The sequence below is a fragment of the Mangrovimicrobium sediminis genome, from assembly GCF_004745945.1.
In the GTDB taxonomy this organism is placed as follows: domain Bacteria; phylum Pseudomonadota; class Gammaproteobacteria; order Pseudomonadales; family Halieaceae; genus Mangrovimicrobium; species Mangrovimicrobium sediminis.
This window is the reverse complement of record NZ_SRLE01000012.1, coordinates 83102-101508: the sequence shown is the minus strand read 5'-3', so window position 1 is coordinate 101508 and position 18407 is coordinate 83102. Positions and strand designations below refer to the sequence as shown.

At 66.8% G+C, this 18407-nt stretch carries 17 protein-coding genes; 11 read left to right on the top strand and 6 right to left on the bottom strand.

The genetic code is table 11. The features are described 5' to 3' along the window. Nucleotides 1-22: 22 nt before the first annotated feature. Entirely contained in the window at nucleotides 23-2173 is a 2151-nt protein-coding gene (locus E4634_RS16775; RefSeq protein WP_135445812.1) for an adenosylcobalamin-dependent ribonucleoside-diphosphate reductase, read from the bottom strand. 444 nt (nucleotides 2174-2617) lie between these two features. Between E4634_RS16775 and E4634_RS16770 the strand changes: the two genes are divergently transcribed. From E4634_RS16770 to E4634_RS16750, 5 genes are all read left to right on the top strand, one after another. Then, nucleotides 2618-4618 (top strand): FAD-dependent oxidoreductase, encoded by a 2001-nt coding sequence (locus E4634_RS16770; protein WP_135445811.1) that lies wholly within the window; start codon nucleotides 2618-2620, stop codon nucleotides 4616-4618. 17 nt (nucleotides 4619-4635) lie between these two features. Further along, entirely contained in the window at nucleotides 4636-6051 is a 1416-nt protein-coding gene (locus E4634_RS16765; RefSeq protein ID WP_135445810.1) for a cytochrome c3 family protein, read from the top strand. A gap of 19 nt (nucleotides 6052-6070) precedes the next feature. Then, nucleotides 6071-6649, top strand: a complete 579-nt coding sequence (locus tag E4634_RS16760) for a Tll0287-like domain-containing protein (RefSeq protein ID WP_135445809.1) — start codon at nucleotides 6071-6073, stop codon at nucleotides 6647-6649. Continuing rightward, nucleotides 6636-7001: a c-type cytochrome gene (locus E4634_RS16755; protein ID WP_240725228.1), complete on the top strand. Its 366-nt coding sequence runs from the start codon at nucleotides 6636-6638 to the stop codon at nucleotides 6999-7001. Before E4634_RS16760 ends, E4634_RS16755 begins: the two co-directional genes overlap by 14 nt. A 66-nt stretch (nucleotides 7002-7067) precedes the next feature. Beyond that, complete coding sequence (locus E4634_RS16750; RefSeq protein WP_135445808.1) at nucleotides 7068-7481, top strand: globin family protein; 414 nt, start codon at nucleotides 7068-7070, stop codon at nucleotides 7479-7481. Between the two features lie 96 nt (nucleotides 7482-7577). On the opposite strand, the gene E4634_RS16745 is transcribed toward E4634_RS16750, so the two are convergent. Further along, nucleotides 7578-8537 carry a DUF3667 domain-containing protein gene (locus tag E4634_RS16745; protein ID WP_135445807.1) on the bottom strand — a complete coding sequence of 320 codons (960 nt, stop codon included), beginning with the start codon at nucleotides 8535-8537 and terminating at the stop codon, nucleotides 7578-7580. Nucleotides 8538-8642: 105 nt separating this feature from the next. Here E4634_RS16745 and E4634_RS16740 point away from each other — a divergent pair, with 105 nt between their 5' ends. From E4634_RS16740 to E4634_RS16715, 6 genes are all read left to right on the top strand, one after another. After that, nucleotides 8643-9920 (top strand): valine--pyruvate transaminase, encoded by a 1278-nt coding sequence (locus E4634_RS16740; protein ID WP_135445806.1) that lies wholly within the window; start codon nucleotides 8643-8645, stop codon nucleotides 9918-9920. Between the two features lie 40 nt (nucleotides 9921-9960). Then, nucleotides 9961-11832, top strand: a complete 1872-nt coding sequence (locus E4634_RS16735; protein ID WP_135445805.1) for an AsmA family protein — start codon at nucleotides 9961-9963, stop codon at nucleotides 11830-11832. A 305-nt stretch (nucleotides 11833-12137) separates the two neighbouring features. After that, nucleotides 12138-12872, top strand: a complete 735-nt coding sequence (locus tag E4634_RS16730) for a DUF1538 domain-containing protein (RefSeq protein ID WP_135445804.1) — start codon at nucleotides 12138-12140, stop codon at nucleotides 12870-12872. Beyond that, entirely contained in the window at nucleotides 12872-13681 is an 810-nt protein-coding gene (locus E4634_RS16725; RefSeq protein ID WP_135445803.1) for a DUF1538 domain-containing protein, read from the top strand. Before E4634_RS16730 ends, E4634_RS16725 begins: the two co-directional genes overlap by 1 nt. Nucleotides 13682-13692: 11 nt before the next feature. Next, nucleotides 13693-14043, top strand: a complete 351-nt coding sequence (locus E4634_RS16720) for a P-II family nitrogen regulator (RefSeq protein WP_135445802.1) — start codon at nucleotides 13693-13695, stop codon at nucleotides 14041-14043. Continuing rightward, complete coding sequence (locus E4634_RS16715; RefSeq protein WP_135445801.1) at nucleotides 14043-14447, top strand: CBS domain-containing protein; 405 nt, start codon at nucleotides 14043-14045, stop codon at nucleotides 14445-14447. The genes E4634_RS16720 and E4634_RS16715 overlap by 1 nt, the downstream gene beginning before the upstream one ends. A 7-nt stretch (nucleotides 14448-14454) precedes the next feature. On the opposite strand, the gene E4634_RS16710 is transcribed toward E4634_RS16715, so the two are convergent. From E4634_RS16710 to E4634_RS16695, 4 genes are all read right to left on the bottom strand, one after another. Next, nucleotides 14455-14916 (bottom strand): ferritin-like domain-containing protein, encoded by a 462-nt coding sequence (locus tag E4634_RS16710; protein WP_135445800.1) that lies wholly within the window; start codon nucleotides 14914-14916, stop codon nucleotides 14455-14457. Between the two features lie 77 nt (nucleotides 14917-14993). Next, a complete protein-coding gene (locus E4634_RS16705) occupies nucleotides 14994-15284 on the bottom strand; it encodes a DUF1330 domain-containing protein (protein WP_135445799.1) in 291 nt (96 codons plus the stop codon). 115 nt (nucleotides 15285-15399) lie between these two features. Beyond that, nucleotides 15400-16266, bottom strand: a complete 867-nt coding sequence (locus E4634_RS16700; RefSeq protein WP_135445798.1) for an LLM class F420-dependent oxidoreductase — start codon at nucleotides 16264-16266, stop codon at nucleotides 15400-15402. Nucleotides 16267-16473: 207 nt separating this feature from the next. Further along, complete coding sequence (locus tag E4634_RS16695; protein WP_135445797.1) at nucleotides 16474-18345, bottom strand: N-acyl-D-amino-acid deacylase family protein; 1872 nt, start codon at nucleotides 18343-18345, stop codon at nucleotides 16474-16476. Nucleotides 18346-18407 lie beyond the last annotated feature (62 nt).

Genomic DNA, 18407 nt, shown 5'->3' with positions numbered 1-18407 from the left:
TCCTCGGTGAGGCGACGTGGCCTCAGAATTTTCCGTAGTAACCTTCTTTCAGGGCGTCGAACAGGTTCGCCGCGGTGTGCATCTCGCCGTCGTACTCGACTTCGTCGTTACCCTTGAACTCGACGGTGGAGCCGTCCTCGAGCTTGAACACGTAACGCGTGTTCTCGAGGTCGTCTTCCTTCACCAGTACGCCCTGGAACACCTCGGGGTTGAAGCGGAAGGTGGTGCAACCCTTTAGGCCGCTCTGCGCGGCGTACAGGTAGGTGTCCTTGAAATCCTCGTAGGCGAAGTCCGTGGGCACGTTGACGGTCTTGGAGATAGACGAGTCCACCCACTTCTGCGCCGCCGCCTGCACGTCCACGTGCTGCCGCGGGGTCACCGCATCCGCGGCGATGAAGTACTCGGGCAGGGCCTTGTCCGGATCGTCGGTGAAGGGCATGGCCTCCCGGTTGACCAGCTCGCGGTAGGCGAGCAGTTCGTAGGAGAACACATCGACCTTCTCCTTGCTCTTCTTGCCCTGGCGGATCACGTTGCGGCTGTAGTGGTGGGCGAAGCTGGGCTCGATGCCGTTGCTCGCGTTGTTCGCCATGGACAGCGAGATGGTGCCGGTAGGCGCGATGGACGAGTGGTGGGTGAAGCGTGCGCCCTCGCGGGTGATCGCCTCGACCAGTTCCGGCTCTTCCTTGGCCAGCGCCTGCATGTAGCGGCTGTACTTGGCGTGCAGCACGCGCCCGGGCAGCTTGTCGCCGACCTTGACGCCGTCGGCGGCCATTTCCGGGCGGCGGCGCAGCATGTCGCCGGTGACCTCGAACTCCTCGCCCATGATCGGCGCCGGGCCTTTCTCGCGGGCCAGGTCCAGGCCCACCTTCCAGCCGGCCACGGCCATCTCGCGGCTGACCCGCTCGGTGAACTCCAGGGAATCGGTCTCGCCGTACTTCATGCGCAGCATGGCCATGGTCGAACCGAGGCCGAGGAAGCCCATGCCGTGGCGGCGCTTGCTGGTGATCTCCCGGCGCTGCTCTTCCAGCGGCAGGCCGTTGATCTCCACCACGTTGTCCAGCATGCGGGTGAACACCGCGACCACCTCGCGGTACTCCTCCCAGTCGAAGTGGGCGTCGGCAGTGAACGGCTCGCGCACGAAGCGGGTGAGGTTGACCGAACCCAGCAGGCAGCTGCCGTAGGGCGGCAGGGGCTGCTCGCCGCAGGGGTTGGTGGCGCGCACGTCCTCGCAGAACCAGTTGTTGTTCTTCTCGTTCACCTCGTCGATGAGGATGAAGCCCGGCTCGGCGTAGTCGTAGGTGGAGCTCATGATGGCGTTCCACAGCTTCACCGCGCGGATGCGCTCGTAGACCTTGCAGGCCACCTGGCCCTGGGCGTCGGTCACGTAGCCGTCGGTGACCGGGAACGGGCGCCACAGGATCTCGATGTTCGGGTCGGCCTCGGCGCGGGCGTATTCTTTCTCGGTGAGCGGGAAGGACAGCGGCCACTCGTCGTTCTCGCGCACGGCGCGAATGAAGTCCTCGGTGATCAGCAGCGAGAGGTTGAACTGGCGCAGGCGGCCGTCCTCGCGCTTGGCTTTCACGAACTCGAACACGTCCGGGTGGTTCACATCGAAGGTCGCCATCTGCGCGCCGCGGCGGCCGCCGGCGGAGGAGACGGTGAAACACATCTTGTCGAAGATATCCATGAAGGACATCGGGCCGGAGGTGTAGGCGCCGGCGCCGGTGACAAAGGCGCCCTTGGGCCGCAGGGTGGAGAATTCGTAGCCGATACCGCAGCCGGCCTTGAGCGTCAGGCCGGCCTCGAGGTTGCGCTGCAGGATGCCCTCCATGGAATCCGGCACAGTGCCTGACACGGTGCAGTTGATCGTGGAGGTCGAGGGCTTGTGCTCCTGCGCGCCGGCGTTGGAAACGATGCGTCCGGCGGGGATGGCGCCGCGCTGCAGGGCCCAGATAAAGCGCTGTTCCCACTCCTGGCGCACCGCGTCGTCCTCTACCGAGGCGAGGGCGCGGGCGACGCGGGAATAGGTGGCGTCGATATCGCGATCGACCGGTCCACCCTGGCTGTCCTTGAGTCGGTACTTGCTGTCCCAGATGTCGAGGGAAGCGCTCTGCAGGTCGATATTATTGTGGTTACCGCGCCCGGCGGTAGCTTTCTTGGCCGCTGATTCCAATGTTTTCCCCTTTTAAAAGCCAGATTCGCTGCCTCGCAAACGCCGCGCAGCTTGTTAAGGTGAGCCCCGTATTTATACCTACATATCGACACGCCGGCAACGGTGAGCACTATATCTAGTGTAAATTTTTTATTTTGCACCATGACAGGGCAAATCCCGATGCGCCCGGAAACGCACCAGCGGGTGGCACCGCGGCGGTGCAAACGCCCCGCGATCAGACATCGCAGGTCGCTGCCGACCCCGCGGCTTTTCGCTAACCCCTTGATTATTGAGAAAAGTCAATCTGTGGCACGCATCCTGCTTTGACACAGTCAGGCGAGTGCGAGCTCGTCATTTTCTGCAAACTTGGTACTTCAATACGGGCAAAGGCGCCCTCCCCCCACCTCTTGGGGGGAGGGCTTTTTTTTGCGCGTAAAAAAAGTGCCTCGCTCGAAGGGAAGCGGGATGACTCTGGCGCAGGCAGCAGATTCAGCGACTCCAGCCACCGCCAACGCGGCGCGGGCGCAGGCGCCCGTGGTTATCGTGGGAGCCGGGCCGGTCGGTGTGCGCGCACTGCGGGAAGTGCGTCGCCAGCGGCCGGAACAGCCGGTAATCCTGTACGGCGAGGAGCGCCACGACCCCTACAACCGGGTGCAGCTCTCCGGGCTGCTCTCGGGCCAGCACAAAGTCCACGAACTGGCGCTGGCCGCCGACGTGCTGGCGCAGGAAGACCCGCTGACCGAGTTCCGCCGCTGCCGGGTCACCGCCATCGAGCGCGAGGCGCAACAGGTGCGCGACGCCCGCGGCGACTGCCAGCCCTACAGCCGGCTGATCCTGGCCACCGGCTCGCGGCCCTTCGTGCCGGCGCTGGTCGGCGACACCCTCGCCGGCGTGTACACCTTCCGCGACATGGCCGACGCCGAAAAGCTCGCCGCACGCCGCGTACAGAGCAAACACACCCTGGTGCTCGGCGCCGGCCTGCTCGGCGTCGAGGCCGCCCACGGCATGCGCCGTCACAACACACGCGTCACGCTGATCGACCACAACCCGCACCCCATGTCCCGCCAGCTCGACGCCACCGCCGGCGGCATCCTCGCCGAGCGCCTGCGCGAGCGCGGCGTGGAACTGCTGCTCGGCACCAGCGTACGCCAGGTGCTGGGCACCAGCCGGGTCGAGGGCGTAATCCTGCGCGACGGCACCGAGATCCCCTGCGACACTTTGGTAGTAGCCACCGGCATCCGCCCCAATATGGACCTGGCGATTGACGCCGGCCTGGCCTTCGGCCGGGGCATCACCGTCAACCCGCAGATGCAGACCTCCGACCCGGCGATCTACGCCGTCGGCGAATGCTGCGAGCTGAACGGCGAGGTGTTCGGCCTGGTCGCCCCCGGCTATGAACAGGCGGCCATTGCCGCGCGCAACCTCGCCCTCACAGATACCGCCGATGCCGCCAGCTATCGCAGCACCCAGCTCGCCACCAGCCTCAAGGTGGTCGGCCTGCCGGTGTTCGCCAGCGGTGTGGCCGAACCCTCGCCGGCCATGCAGACGGTCAGCTGGCGCGCGGGCGACGACTACCGGCGCCTGACTCTGGTGGGCGGGCGCATCGTTGGCGTCAACGCCATCGGCGACTGGACACAACTGCCCGCGCTGCGCGAACTGCTGCGCCAGCGCAAGTGGATATCCCCCTGGCAACTGTGGCGCTTTCGCCGCAGCGGCGACCTGCTGGCGGACACCGCCACCGACGACGTCGCCAGCTGGCCGGCGCCCACCGTGGTGTGCAGCTGCAACGCGGTGTCCGTGGGCGAGTTGCGCGAGGCGGTGTGCGCCGGGGCGACGACAACCGCCGCCCTCACCGCGCGCACCCAGGCCGGTTCCGGCTGCGGCTCCTGCAAGCCTCTGCTGCAGCAGTTACTGGGCGACAGCGGGCCGCTGGCGCCGGGCAAGGGCTGGCGCGCGCTGGCCACGTTTACCGTGCCGGCGCTGGTCATCGCCGCCCTGGCCCTGCTGCTCTCCGCCCCCTACCCGCAGAGCGTGCAGCTGGACTGGGACTGGGGCGAACTGTGGCGCGACGGCCTGCTCAAGCAGATCAGCGGCTTCACTATCGTCGGCCTGAGCGCGCTCAGCGTGCTGGTGTCCCTGCGCAAGCGCCTGCGCTGGCTGCGCAAGCTGGGGGATTTCGCCTGGTGGCGCCTGGCCCACGTGGTGCTCACCGTGCTCGCCCTGGCGGCGCTCGGCGCGCACACCGGCTTCCGCCTCGGCAGCCAGCTCAACTTCGCCCTGGGGCTGACCTTCATCGCGCTGCTGCTGGCCGGCGGCGTGCTCGGCGTGAGTATCGCCTTCGAGCACCGCCTGGCTCCCGCGCAGGCGCGGCGCCTGCGCCGGGCCGGGCTGTGGAGCCACGTGCTGCTCTCCTGGCCGCTGCCGGCGCTGCTCGCCGCGCACGTACTCAAGACTTACTACTTCTAGCGGCGGCATGGGCGACGATGGCAAGCTCGAACACTCCCCTCTGGATTCTCTGGCTACTGCTTACGGTGTTGCTCGGCGGCTGGCTGCTGAGCACCCTGTTCGGCACCGAGGAGGAGGCTAAGACCGTGTTCCTGCCCGGCACCACCACCCCCGGTCACCACCAGATCGAAACCGTGTGCAGCGCCTGCCACGGCGAGTCCTTCTCCGACCGCGACGCCATGCAGGAGCGCTGCGAGGGCTGCCATGCGGATGCCCTGAAGGCGGCCAAGGACGACCACCCGAAGTCCAAGTTCACCGACCCGCGCAATGCCGACCGCATCGAAGTGCTGGATGCGCGCTACTGCGTGACCTGCCATGTCGAGCACCGCCCCGAACTCACCGCGCCGATGGGCGTCACCATCCCCGCGGACACCTGCTACCTGTGCCACCAGGACATCGCCGGGGACCGGCCCAGTCACGAGGGCATGGGCTTCGATACCTGCACCAGCGCCGGCTGCCACAACTTCCACGACAACACCGCGCTGTACGAGGACTTCCTGCTGCGCCACGCGGACAGCCCGGCCACCGACTTCGCCGCCCGCACCCTGCAGGCCAATCTCGCGGAGATCGCCGAGATGCTACCCGACTACCCGCTGGCGGACTGGCCGATCCAGCCCGTGGCGCTCGCCGACCAGGCCCTGCCCGAAGGCGTGGAGATAGACGCGCACATCGCCGAAGACTGGCTGGCCAGCGGCCACGCCCGCTCCGGCGTCGGCTGCAACGCCTGCCACGTTGTCGCGGCCAATGAAGACGCGCAGCCGGCCTGGACCGACCACCCGGACGAGACCGCCTGCGCCGGCTGCCACGCCGGCGAGGTGCAGGGCTTCTACGCCGGGCGCCACGGCATGCGCCTGGACAGCGCCAAGCTGGGCAGGCGGCTGGCACCGATGACCCCGGGCGAGGCGCGACTGCCGATGCGCGCGGAGGCGGCAGACCACGAACTTGACTGCCAGTCCTGCCACGGCGCACATCGCTACGACATTCGCGAGGCCGCGGTGCAAAGCTGCCTCGGCTGTCACGCCGACGAACACTCCCTGGCCTACGAAGAATCGGCCCACCACCGCCTGTGGCAGGCGGAACTGGCCGGCAGCGGCGAGCCCGGCAGCGGCGTGAGCTGCGCCAGCTGCCATATGCCGCGCGTCGACAAGGATTATTTCTGGGGCACCTTCGTGCACAACGAGGTCCAGCACAACCAGTCCGCCAACCTGGCGCCCAACGAGAAAATGCTGCGCCCGGTGTGCCTGCAGTGCCACGGCCTGGGCTTCGCCATCGACGCCCTGGCCGACCCCGACCGCATCCGCGACAACTTTTCCCAAGCCCCGACGGTGCACATCGAAAGTATCGACCTGGCCCTGCGCCGGGCCGCTGCCGACGATGCACCCGAGGACCAATAACTCCCCAGGAGGATTCACCATGCTCAATACACGAAAGACCCTGATCGCCACCGGCCTCGCTTCCCTGCTCGCCCTGCCCGGCCTGGCCGGCGCCGCCGACGCGGACAAGCCGATGTTCACCCCCAAGCAGATGACCGACTGGCTGCACCTGGTCATGTCGTCCGACCGCACCGTGTACACGCGGATGATCGTCAACCGCCTGCAGAACAAGGAAAAGGTGATCAAGGCCAGCGAACACTTCGAGGACGAAAAAGCACTGGTACTGCCCGCGCAGATGTTCCGCTTCGGCGCGGAGATGGTCGGCGAGGCGACCGACGACTTCTCCTACTCCCTGCTCAGCGAGTGGCCGATCAACAAGCAGAACGCACCGCGCACGCCGGTAGAAAAAGAAGGCCTTGCCTTTATCGCCGCCAACAAGGGCGAGAACTTCTACGCCACCGAGGAACTGGGCGGCAAGACCTACTTCACCGCGGTCTATGCCGACGTCGCCGTGGCCCCGGCCTGCACCACCTGCCACAACGACCACAAGGACACCCCGCGCAGCGACTTCAAGCTCGGCGATGTGATGGGCGGCGTGGTCATCCGTGTTCCGCTGTAAGCGCGGCGCACTGGCGCTGGCGCTGCTGGCAACAATGCCAGCAGCGGCGGCGGACTACCCCGAATTCCCCGGCGAGCGCCTGGCGCTGGGGCGCAGTGTCTGGCTGGACACCTGCGAGGGCTGCCACGGCTACGGTATCGCCGGCGCACCGCTGGCCACCGATGCCCAGCAGTGGGCGCCGCGTGTCGCCAAGGGCAGGGAGACGCTCTACAGCCATGCACTGGAGGGCTTCTTCGGCCCGCGCAGCACGATGATGCCGGCGCGCGGCGGCAATGAGGCGCTCAACGATGAAGAAGTGACCGCCGCGGTCGATTACATGGTGATGCTGGCCACCGGCCAGTCACTGCCCTGAAACGACCCGGCGACGAACGATAAACCGAAGGGATACGACACAACGACACCACACGAGGATGCAACCATGACTCCGGAACAAATCAACCTGGTAAAAACCACCTGGGCCCAGGTGGTCCCGATCTCCGAGCAGGCCGCGGAACTGTTCTACGGCCGCCTGTTCGAGATCAACCCCGCCTACTCGGACCTGTTCAAGGGCGATATGAAGGCGCAGGGCAAGAAGCTCATGTCCATGATCAACACCGCGGTGAACTCGCTGGACAACCTGGAGGCGGTGGTTCCCGCGGTACAGGCCCTGGGCCAGCGCCATGTGGCCTACGGCGTGAAGGACGAGGACTACGACGCGGTGGCCGCCGCCCTACTGTGGACCCTCGGCCAGGGCCTGGGTGAAGGCTTCACCCCGGAAGTGGAAGAGGCCTGGACCACCACCTACACCACCCTGGCGACAGTGATGATCGAAGCCAGCCACCAGGCGGCCTGAGCGCCGTCCCGCCGCGGGGAGCCGGTGGCCGGCTCCCCGCGTCTCTCCGCACGTTTCTCCCCGCTATCTCGCAGCTTCCCGGATGCCTGGTAAAAATCAGAGCAGCGCCAGCGCCAGCACCGCCACCGCGGACAGGCCCAGCGCGAACATCACGCCGTAGCTGATATAGATAAACAGCGACTTGCCAATCGCCCCGCCCCATCCCGAGCCGTAGGCCCGGCGCAAGGCCAGCGGCAGGTACAGCACGCCCCACGCGAACAGCCAGCCGGTGGCGCTGGGCAGCGCATACTCCAGCCCGATTTCCAGCATGTACAGCAGGTAGACGAAGGCGTGGTAGTGCAGTGCAAACACCATGTGTTGCAGGTAGTGATAGGGGGACATCAGGTACATGAGCTGGATCAGCGCGGCGAACAGCGGCAGCAGCAGGAACATCATCTGCGGCGTGTAGTCGAGCATGGCGTCGACCATGCGCTGCGGGTCGTCCTTCAGCGTGCGCGAGTTGTTCTCCAGGCGCTTCTCGAAGTCCTGCATCCACTGCGGGTCGTCCTCCCCCGAGAGGTTCAGCTGCAGGCCGCCGAATTCCTGCGGGTCCTCGGCCTCGCGCTGGCGGGCCTGCTCCACGGCCTCGACGATACGCTTGCGCTCCGCCTCGGAGACAAACTCCAGCGCCTCCTCCAGCTGCTCCGCCGTGGCCGGCTCGTCTTCGCTGTGGATGACCATGTCGGGATCGAAGTTCTTGCCGGCGGACAGCCCCATCGCCAGGAACATGAGGAAGCTGAAGACCAGGTAGATGCGCAGCGGCGGCAGGTAGCGCGCGCGGCGGCCGGCGAAGAACTCGGCGCTCAGGTAGCCGGGACGGAAGATGAGGGGGTACAGGGTGCGCCAGAAACGCGAGTCGATATCGAACAGGTCGCCGGTGAGTTCCGCCGCCATGCCCAGGAAACGCTTGTCGTCGCGGCCCTCGCGCTGGCCGCAATCCACGCAGTACTCGCCGAGCACCCGCGCGCCGCAGTTGCGGCAGTGCCTGACGTCCTGCTCCAACGCCTGCTCCCCCATCTGTGCCTCCCCCGAACAACACCGTCGCTGCGATATGTGCATGCCGGCGCGGTGCGAGCTACCATAGCGGTATAGCAACGCCCGCATACAAAGAAGAACTGTACAGTGAAACTGTCGAATTTTGGCGAAAAATTCGCCGGCGACTCCGGCATCGTCGCATTGATGGACGATCTCGGCAGCGCGCTCAACGAAAACCCGGACATGATCTTCATGGGCGGCGGCAACCCGGGCCGCGTCGCCGAACTGGAAGCGGTGTTCCGCCAGCGCCTGGAGAGCATCCTCGCCGACCCGGAGCGCCGCCACAGCCTGTTCGGGGTGTACCAGTCGCCCCAGGGCGACCGCGACTTCCGCCGCGCGCTGGCCGCCTTCCTGCGCGGCCAGTACGGCTGGCCGGTGGACGAGGCCAATATCGCCATCAGCAATGGCAGCCAGTCGGCCTTCTTCTTACTGTTCAACATGCTCGCCGGCGCCATGCCCGACGGCAGCCAGCGGCACATCCACCTGCCGCTGTCGCCGGAGTACATCGGCTACCGCGACACCGGGATGGGGCCGGGGCTGTTCACCGCCACGCGGCCGACCCTCGAGTTACTCGACGAAAACCAGTTCAAGTACCGCGTCGACTTCGACCACCTCGCCCCGGGCCAGGACGCCGCCGCCCTGTGTGTCTCGCGGCCCACCAACCCCACCGGCAACGTGCTCACCGACGACGAGGTGGCGCACCTGGACAGCATCGCCGGTCAGTGCGACATCCCGCTGATCATCGACGGCGCCTACGGCCAGCCGTTCCCCGGCATCCTGTTCAGCACCGCGCGCCCGCACTGGAATGACAACACCATTCTCGCCCTCAGCCTGTCCAAGCTGGGCCTGCCCGGGGTGCGCACCGGCATCCTGGTGGCGCGCGAGGACATCATCCGCGCCTTCACCAACGCCAACACGATCGCCAGCCTCGCCTGCGGCACGCTGGGGCCGCTACTGGCCCGCGAACTGTTCGCCAGCGGCGAGATCCTGTCGCTGACCCGCGACTTCATCACCCCGTTTTACCGCGAGCGCGCGCAGCAGACGGTGCAGTGGTGCCGGGAGTCTTTCGCCGGCCTGCCCTGGCGGGTGCACCGCCCGGAGGGGGCGATCTTCCTCTGGCTGTGGTTCGAGGGCCTGCCGATCAGCAGCCAGGAACTGTACCAGCGGCTCAAGCGGCGCGGCGTGCTGGTGGTGCCCGGGCACAATTTCTTTGTCGGCATCGATGACGACTGGCCCCACCGTCACGAGTGCCTGCGCGTGTCCTACGCCATGGACGGTGATAGGGTAAAAGCCGGGGTGGCGCTGATCGCCGAGGAAGTGCGCCGCGCCTACACCGAGGGCGGCAGCGAGCGCGCCGTCCCCTGAAACCGCGCCCGCTCCGCCGTCGGGCAACACAGGAAAGAGCATGTCACGCAAACTGTTGATCGTACTCGCCATCCCGCTGCTGCTGATAATCCTGGTGGTTATCCTGGTGCCGCTGCTGCTCGACGAGGACAAACTGCTGGCCCTGGCCGCCGAGCAGGTGCGCGAAAAGACCGGCGCCACCCTGCGCGTCGACGGCGACACCCACATCGGCCTGTTCCCGCGGCTGGCACTGGCGCTGGGCGAGGTATCGCTGCAGATGCCCGCGGAGAGCGAACCCGGCCTGCGCGCGCAGCGGCTGGCGATCGGCGTGCAATTGTTCCCCCTGTTGCGCCGCGAGTTGGTAATCGACAGCATCGAGCTCGACGGCGTGGATGCCAAGATCGTCAGCGAACCCGCGCCGGCACCGCTGGACACCACCAAACTTAGCGACGCTGAACTCAAGGCCTTCTATGACACCCGCCGCGAGACCATGCAGGCGGCCGGTGAGAGCGCCGGCGCGGCCACCGCCCTGGCCATCCCGCTGGCGCTGAACGTGGGCAAGCTGAACATCGACAATTCGCGGGTTACCCTCAGCGAGCGCGGCAGCAGTGAACAGACCGTGGTCGAGATCGAGCGGGTGACCGCCAGCGGCCTCAATCTCGCCGGCCGCACAATTCCCGTGGAGGCGCACATCCGCCTGCCCGGGGATACGCCGCTGGACCTGAAGGTGGACGCGCGCCTGGCCATCGACCAGCAGAGCCAGCAGGCCACCATCGAGTCGCTGCGGGCCGTGGTGAGCGGCGCGCTGGCCGAGCCGCTCGAGGTCGAGGCCTCCGGCCCGGTGCTGATGAACCAACAGGTGGCCGACCTGCAGCTGACCGCCACCACCGGCGCCCTGGAGGCGAAAGGCAAACTGCGCTACGCCAGTTTCGAGAGCCCGCAGATCAACGCCAACCTGCACCTCAACGAGTTCACCCCCGCCATCTTCGCGGTGGCCAGCCCCGAGGCCGCCGCCGCGGCCGGCGAGGATGCCACGGCGCAGGCCGGCGACACGCCGCTGCCGCTCAATGCGCTGCGCGCCATCGACACCCTCGCGCTACTGCGCATCGACAGCGCGCGCTTCTCCGGCCACGAACTGAGCGATCTCGACGCGCGCCTGCGCGCGGTGGACGGAATGGTCAACCTGTCGCGGGTCACCGGCAAGCTACACGGCGGTGACATCGATTTTCGCGCCAGCCTCAACGCCAGGGGCAGCACCGCGAAGCTCAATACCGCGGGCAGCCTGGCCAACGTCGACATCGCCGCGGGCCTGGCCGCCTCGGGCGTGCAGGACGCGCTCACCGGCCGCGCCAGCCTCAACTGGAAGCTGCACGCTTCGGGCAACACCACCAATGCGCTCACCGGCAGCCTGCGCGGGCCGATCGAGCTGACCACGCAGGACGCCGTGCTCACCGCCGTCGGCGTGGAGCAGAAGCTGTGCCAGGCGGTCGCCCTGGTCAACCAGGAGCGCATGAGCGCGCAACTGCCGGACAGCAGCCCGTTCCAGCAGCTCTCCGCCACCATCAACCTGGGCGGCGGCAAGGCGCGGCTGCAACCGCTGGCGGCGCAGTTCCCGGACATCGGCCTCACCGGCCAGGGCGAGATGGACCTGCTGAGCCTCGACTTCAAGACCAGCTTCGTCGCCCGCCTGTCCGCCGGGCTGTCCGAGCTCGACCCTGCCTGCCGCGTCAACCAGCGCCTGACCGCCATCGACTGGCCGGTGCGCTGCAAGGGCAACATCGGCGGCGAGCCGAAGGACTGGTGCTCTATCGACAGCGGCGGCATCGTGCGCGACCTGGCCACGGACGAGGTCAAGCGCAAGGCGAAGAAGGAATTGCAGGACAAACTCGGCGACGACGCCGGCGATGCGCTGAAAAAGCTGTTCGGCAACTGAGGTCGATCGTATCCGGCGCCGGCCTTGCCCTCAGGCAGCGCCACCACTGGCACGGAGATTGCTTTATTTCAGCAATGCACGGGAAAACAATCGACAGGAAAAAACTGGCGAGCAACTCCGCGGCGGGGACCGTTGAGCGACCTGGCCAGGCGCGCGACCCGCAGGGGACAGCGCGTCGTGAACACCCGGACGTAACCGCTTTGCGCTACAGTAACTGAATGACAGTGGAGTGATGGCTTCCGGGCGGAGCCGCCGAGCAGGCACTGACAATAACCCGCCCGACAGGCAACGACGCAACCTACCCGATGAACGCCACCCTGAAAAAACTCTTCGCCGCCTGCGTCGGCAGCATACGCGACCTGCTGCCGATCATCCTGGTGGTGCTGTTTTTCCAGTTCGTAGTGCTCGGTAAACCGCTGCCGGACGTGGGCCAGCTGGTACTCGGCGTGGTGTTTGTAGTACTCGGCCTGACCTTCTTTATCCATGGGCTGGAGCAGGGATTGTTCCCGATCGGTGAATCCATGGCCACGGCGTTTGCCCGCAAGGGCAGCCTGTTCTGGCTGATCACCTTCGCCTTCGCCCTGGGCTTCGGCACCACGGTGGCCGAGCCGGCACTGATCGCGGTGGCCGCCGAGGCTGCGACGGTGGCCGCCGAGGGCGGCATGATCGAAGCCACCGACGCCGCCCGTGACAGCTACGCCTCCGGGCTGCGCTTCACCGTGGCGCTGTCGGTGGGACTGGCCATCGTGCTCGGTGTGGTGCGTATCCTCAAGGGCTGGCCGGTGCAGTGGCTGATCATCGGCGGCTATGTGCTGGTCGTGGTCATGACCGTGTTCGCGCCGCCGGAAATTATCGGCATCGCCTACGACTCCGGCGGCGTGACCACCTCCACCATCACAGTGCCCCTGGTGACCGCGCTCGGCGTCGGCCTGGCCTCCTCGATCCGCGGGCGCAACCCGATGATCGACGGCTTCGGGCTGATCGCCTTCGCCTCGCTGACGCCGATGATCTTCGTCATGGGCTACGGGATGCTGATCTGATGGAGATCCTGCTCGCCATCTGGCAGACCACCGTGGCCACAGTACGCGACGTGCTACCCATCGCCGTGATCATCTTCGGCTTCCAGTTCGCGGTGTTGCGCCGGCGGCCGGCCAACCTGGCGCAGATCCTGTTCGGTTTCGGCTGGGTGCTGATCGGCCTGTCGCTGTTCCTGCTCGGCCTGGAGTGGTGCCTGTTCCCCCTCGGCCGGGTGATGGCCGAACAGCTCACCGACCCGGCGTTCATCCGCAGCGTCGGCGACATGAGCGACGGCCTGGACTGGAGCGACTACTACTGGGTGTACATCTTCGCCTTCCTCATCGGCTTCGCCACCACCGTGGCCGAGCCGTCGCTGATCGCCGTGGCAATCAAGGCCAACGAGGTATCCGGTGGCGCCATCGGCATCTGGGGCCTGCGCGTGGCGGTGGCGCTGGGTGTGGCAACCGGCATTTCACTGGGCTGCTACCGCATCGTGGTCGGCGACCCGATCCACTGGTACATCATCGCCGGCTACATCCTGGTCGTGTTGCAGACCGCTTTTGCACCGAAATTGATCATTCCCCTGGCCTACGACTCCGGCGGTGTCACCACTTCCACGGTGACCGTGCCGCTGGTCGCCGCCCTCGGCCTGGGCCTGGCAGAGACCGTGCCGGGGCGCAATCCGCTGATCGACGGCTTTGGCCTGATCGCCTTTGCCAGCCTGTTTCCCATACTCTCGGTGATGGCGTACGCTCAGCTCTCCGAACTGCGCGCGGCTCGCACCGCCCGCCGCCGGGAGAAAGCCGCGGCGGACGAGCCCCCCACTCCCTGAAGGAGCACCCCATGCATTTCAAGATGATTATCGTGTTTACCCAGGACGACAAGACCGACGACGTCATGCAGGCGGCGCGCAAGGCCGGGGCGACCGGGGCGACGGTGATCCACAACGCCCGGGGCGAGGGCCTCAAGGTGAGCAAGACATTTTTCGGCCTGACCCTGGAAACCCAGCGCGACGTCATCCTGTTCCTGGTGGAAGAGCACCTGTCGCGGCACATCCTCGAGGAGATCAACCGCGCCGGGCAATTCGACGAGAAACCCGGCACCGGCATCGCCATCCAGATCGACGTCGAGGACGCGGTGGGCATTACCCAGCAGGCCATGGAAATCTCGCAGGACGTGGAGGAGTTACTCTGATGCAGAAGAAAGTCATCAAGGCGCGGGACGTGATGGTCGCCAAGCACCTGGAACTGGACGGCATGGCTACCGTGGCCCAGGCGCTGCAAGCGATGCGCGCGGAAAAGGCCAGCGTGGTGATCGTCAAGAAACGCAATGAGCACGACGCCTTCGGCATCCTGCTGCTGTCGGACATCGCCAAGAAAGTACTGGCCAAGGACCGCGCGGCGGAGCGCGTCAATGTCTACGAGATCATGTCCAAGCCGGTGATCCCGGTGGACCCGGAAATGGATGTGCGCTACTGCGCGCGCCTGTTCGACCGCTTCGGCCTGTCCAATGCGCCGGTGATCGAGAACGGGGAAGTGATCGGCATCGTCAGCTACGACGAGCTGGTGTTCGACGGGCTGTGCGAGCTGATGGACTGAGCGCCGCTCAGTCCTTGATGGAAGCCAGGCGCTTGACCAGCTGCTCGGCGTGGGACGCCTCCTCGGCGGCAAACTGCGCCGCGACGCGCCGGGTCTCGGTGTCGCTGCTGATCTCGGCAAACGAGCCGTAGAACTTCTTCGCCGCGCGCTCGTTCTCCAGCGCCAGCAGGATCGCCTCGCGCAGGCTCATGTTCGGCGTGGCCTGGCCGCTGGCGCTACTCTCCGGGGATTCGCCCTCGGGCCAGTCGAACTCGTCGTCGTTGAGCAGGGGCAGGTCCATGCCCGCCCCGATCTCCGAGACCTCCTCCAGGTGTAACTGGGACTCGCGCGCCATGCGGTCGAAGAACTCCGCCACCGACGTATTCTTGTGCGAGCGCATGCGCTCCGCGAGCGCCAGGTAACAGGCCCGCGCCTCCGACTCCATCTCTACCGAGTGGGCGAGAAACCGGGCGAGTTCTTCATTTGCCATGCTTGTATAACCTCACTGCCATGCGCAAGATTCTGACGCATCCGGCGGCTGCGGCCAAGTGGCACAAGCGGGTAGTACTAGATTCCCTCGACGATGATCGCCCGGTAGTCGGCAGCGCCGAGCCGGTAGGGCAGCGCGTCCTGGTACTCGGGGCTGTTGTACCAGGCCCGGGCCTCCTCCACGGTGGGGAACTCCACCATGATCACCGCCTCCGGGGGCTGGCCCTCCAGCGGCTCGATGGCACCGTAGACCACCCGCGGGGTCAGCGCATGCTCGCCGCGTGCGGCGCGGGTGCGCGCCTTGTACTCGGCGAGCGAGTCCGGGTCGCGGATTTCGGTTTCCTGGTAGACGATGACGTAGGCCGGCATGGTGGTTCTCCCGTGTTTTTGGTTATTGCGTTGCTGGTTACTGAATTGCTGGTTATTGGGTTGTGGTGATTACAGCGCGTGGTGGCGTGTTGCCGCAGTGCGCACCGCGGTGCGCTCAGCCGGCATCCCACAGCCGCTTGGCCGCGGCGAGGTAGTCGATATGCGCGTCGATGTCGTCGCCCAGCCCAGTGTTCATGGAGGGGATGCAGCCGTACTGGCCGCCGGCGTCGCGGAACAGACGCAGGTCGTCGACCGCCTGCTGCGGGCTCAGGGCAAACTGGGCCAGCAGTTCGCGGCCGAACTGGGCCTCGTCGCGGCCGTACTCGGCCAGGTAGTGGCGCACCCGCCCCCAGGCTTCCACCGCGCCCTTGCCGTCCGCGGCGAAAATGAAACCGTCGCCGAGGCGCGCGCCGCGCTTGTAGCCCGGCTCCGAGTGGCCGCCGACCCACAGCGGCACCTGGCGCCGCGGCCGCGGGTTGATGCCGCCGCGGTCGATACGGTGAAACTCCCCGGTGTAGTCGATCACCGGCTCCGCCCACAGCTTGCGCAACACTTCGATCTGTTCGTCAGCGCGCCGGCCGCGGGTCCTGAAGTCCGCCCCCAGGGCCTCGAACTCCACGTAGTTCCAGCCGATACCCACGCCCAGGCGCAGGCGCTCGCCGGACAGCAGGTCGACGTCCGCCGCCTGCTGCGCGACCAGCGCGGTCTGCCGCTGCGGCAGGCACAACACGCCGGTGACGAAACCGAGTTTATCGGTGAGCGCGGCGGCGAAGGCGAAGAAGACAAACGGGTCCTGGAAGCTGTGCTTTTCCGTGTACGGGCCCATCAGCCTGGGCTCGCGCCCCTCCTGCGGGGTCTTCACCACGTGGTCGTAGGCCATGATGTAGTCGTAGCCCATTTCCTCGATGGCGCGAACAAACTTGCGCACTGACTGCGGGTCGGCGGTGACTTCGGTGGTCGGGTAGGAGGCTCCGAGCTGCATGGGGCGATGGTTTCCTGTTGTTATGGATCGAGCGTTATGGATCGAGCGTTATGAATCAAGAGTTACAGGTCGAGAGTTATGCACCGGGTTCTATAGCGCAAGCGGTACCGGTTGAGTGTTATCCAGTCCGGCTGCGCGGCCCGTGTGCCGGGTAACCGATGTTATCGAACCCGCGGCGGGCGCGTCATGCCGGATGGCGCACGCCCCTCACCCGGCGCGCAGGGCGCGGCCCAGCGTCTTGCTACCCAGGGCCGCCGTCGCGGCGCCTTCGCACCAGACCTCCTCGCCATTGATAAAGGTGTGGGTGACCACCCCGTCCGAGCGGCTGACCAGCTGGCGGTGCTCGAACTGCGGCCGGTGGATGAACTGGCGACTGGCTTTGTCGTCCCAGCTCGCCAGCGCCTGGGGGTCGAGCATGGTGATATCCGCCTGCGCGCCGAGCTCCAGCGAGCCTACGTCCAGGCCAAAGAACTCGGCGGGCTCGCGGGTCAGGCGGCGCACCATGGTCGCCACCGTGCGCAGGGAATCGCGCTGGGCCAGTTTCAGCGAGTTCAGGTTGGTGTCGAAGAACGCCATGTTGGTGATGTGGGCGCCGGAATCGTTGAACCCGGGCAGGGTCTGCTCGTGCAGCAGCAGGTCCAGGGTGTCGCCCTCGTCGAGGTTGGCCACGTCCACGTAGTAGCGGAAGCCTTTGTCGTACTCGCGCATCAGGTGCAGCATGAAGCCGGCGTCGTCAATCACCGGGTCCGGGAAGCGCTCGAAGGCCGCGCGCTCGGCGTCGCTGCGCGCCTGGCCGCGGCCGCCGTTCTGGAAGTGGCACAGGCGGCGGTACACCTGGTCCAGGCTCTCGCCCTCCCACTGCGGCACCGGGGCGCCGTCGAAGTGCATCATGGCCAGCTCTCGCGGCACCAGGTTGTCCGGCATGCCCAGCTTCGCGCGCAGGGTGGCCAGGTTGCGGCCGCCGCGGCCGTGGCGCCACTCGCGGCGGAACTGCTCGACGAACTGCGGGTCGTCGAGCAGCGCGCGGCGGCCCTCGACATCCTCGTATTCGCAGGCGATCAGGCGGCTGGCGGCGGGCAGTTCCTCGTACAGCGGGCTGACGATACCGTCGGACCAGACGCGAAAATTGGTGCCCAGGGCCTGGAAGTGAATGCGGCCGCGGAACAGCCAGCTGTTCATCAGCGCGGCGAAGCCCAGGAACACGTTGACCGCGCGCGGCGCCAGGGCGAAGCGGATGGCAGACAAGCCCGTGGTCTTCAGCGGCGTGCCGAACAGGCGCCCGCTGGTCAGCGTGAAGTAGAAGAACGCCTTGAGGCGGTTCTCCAGGATCGGCGTGGTCTGCCACACGCGTCCGCGCTCGCGCACTTTGCGCAACAAGCGCCGCAGTTCACCGAAGCTGGCGAACTGGGTAGGGATGCGGCGGTCCTTGTGCGGCTCGTTGGCCAGGTAGTGGAAGGGCAGGCCGTCGGTGGACAGGCCCAGGTAGCCCTGGTCCAGGGCCGCCTCGAGCAGGCTCTCCATGTGCGCCTGCTCGGCGGCGCTGGGCGCGCGCGAGATGCTCGCCTCCAGACCCATGGCCTCGACGCGCAGCATGGAATGGGGCAGGAAGACACCCACGTTGGGCCCCAGCGGCAGCCCGGCGAAGTGATCCAGGTACTCGGCAGTGTTGTTCCAGCTCACCGCATCCACGCATTTTTGCAGCACCGGCTTGGGGATGTTCTCGACGCGGGTGAAGCAGTCGACAATCGGGTTCTGCTGCGGCGTCTGCTGGCTGCCGAAGGCGGTGCCCAGGCTGCAGTTGCCGACCAGCACGGTGGTGGTGCCGTGGCGCACCACCTCGGAAAGCCCCGGATCGAGGTCGACCTCGAGATCCAGGTGGGTGTGGATGTCGAGCAGCCCGGGCATCAGCCACTGGCCGCTGCCGTCGATCACCTGCGCGGCCATAGAGCGCGGCAGGAACATGCCCTTGGCGGCGATCCTGCCCGACTTGATGGCGATGTCCATCTCGCGCGGTGTCTCGCCGCTGCCGTCGAACACCAGCGCATTGCGAATCAGCACATCCCAGGTTTTCCTCGACACTCACGCCCTCCCCGAGCCCGCTTGGTTTATCATGAATGCTGGCACACAACGCATGCGCAGGA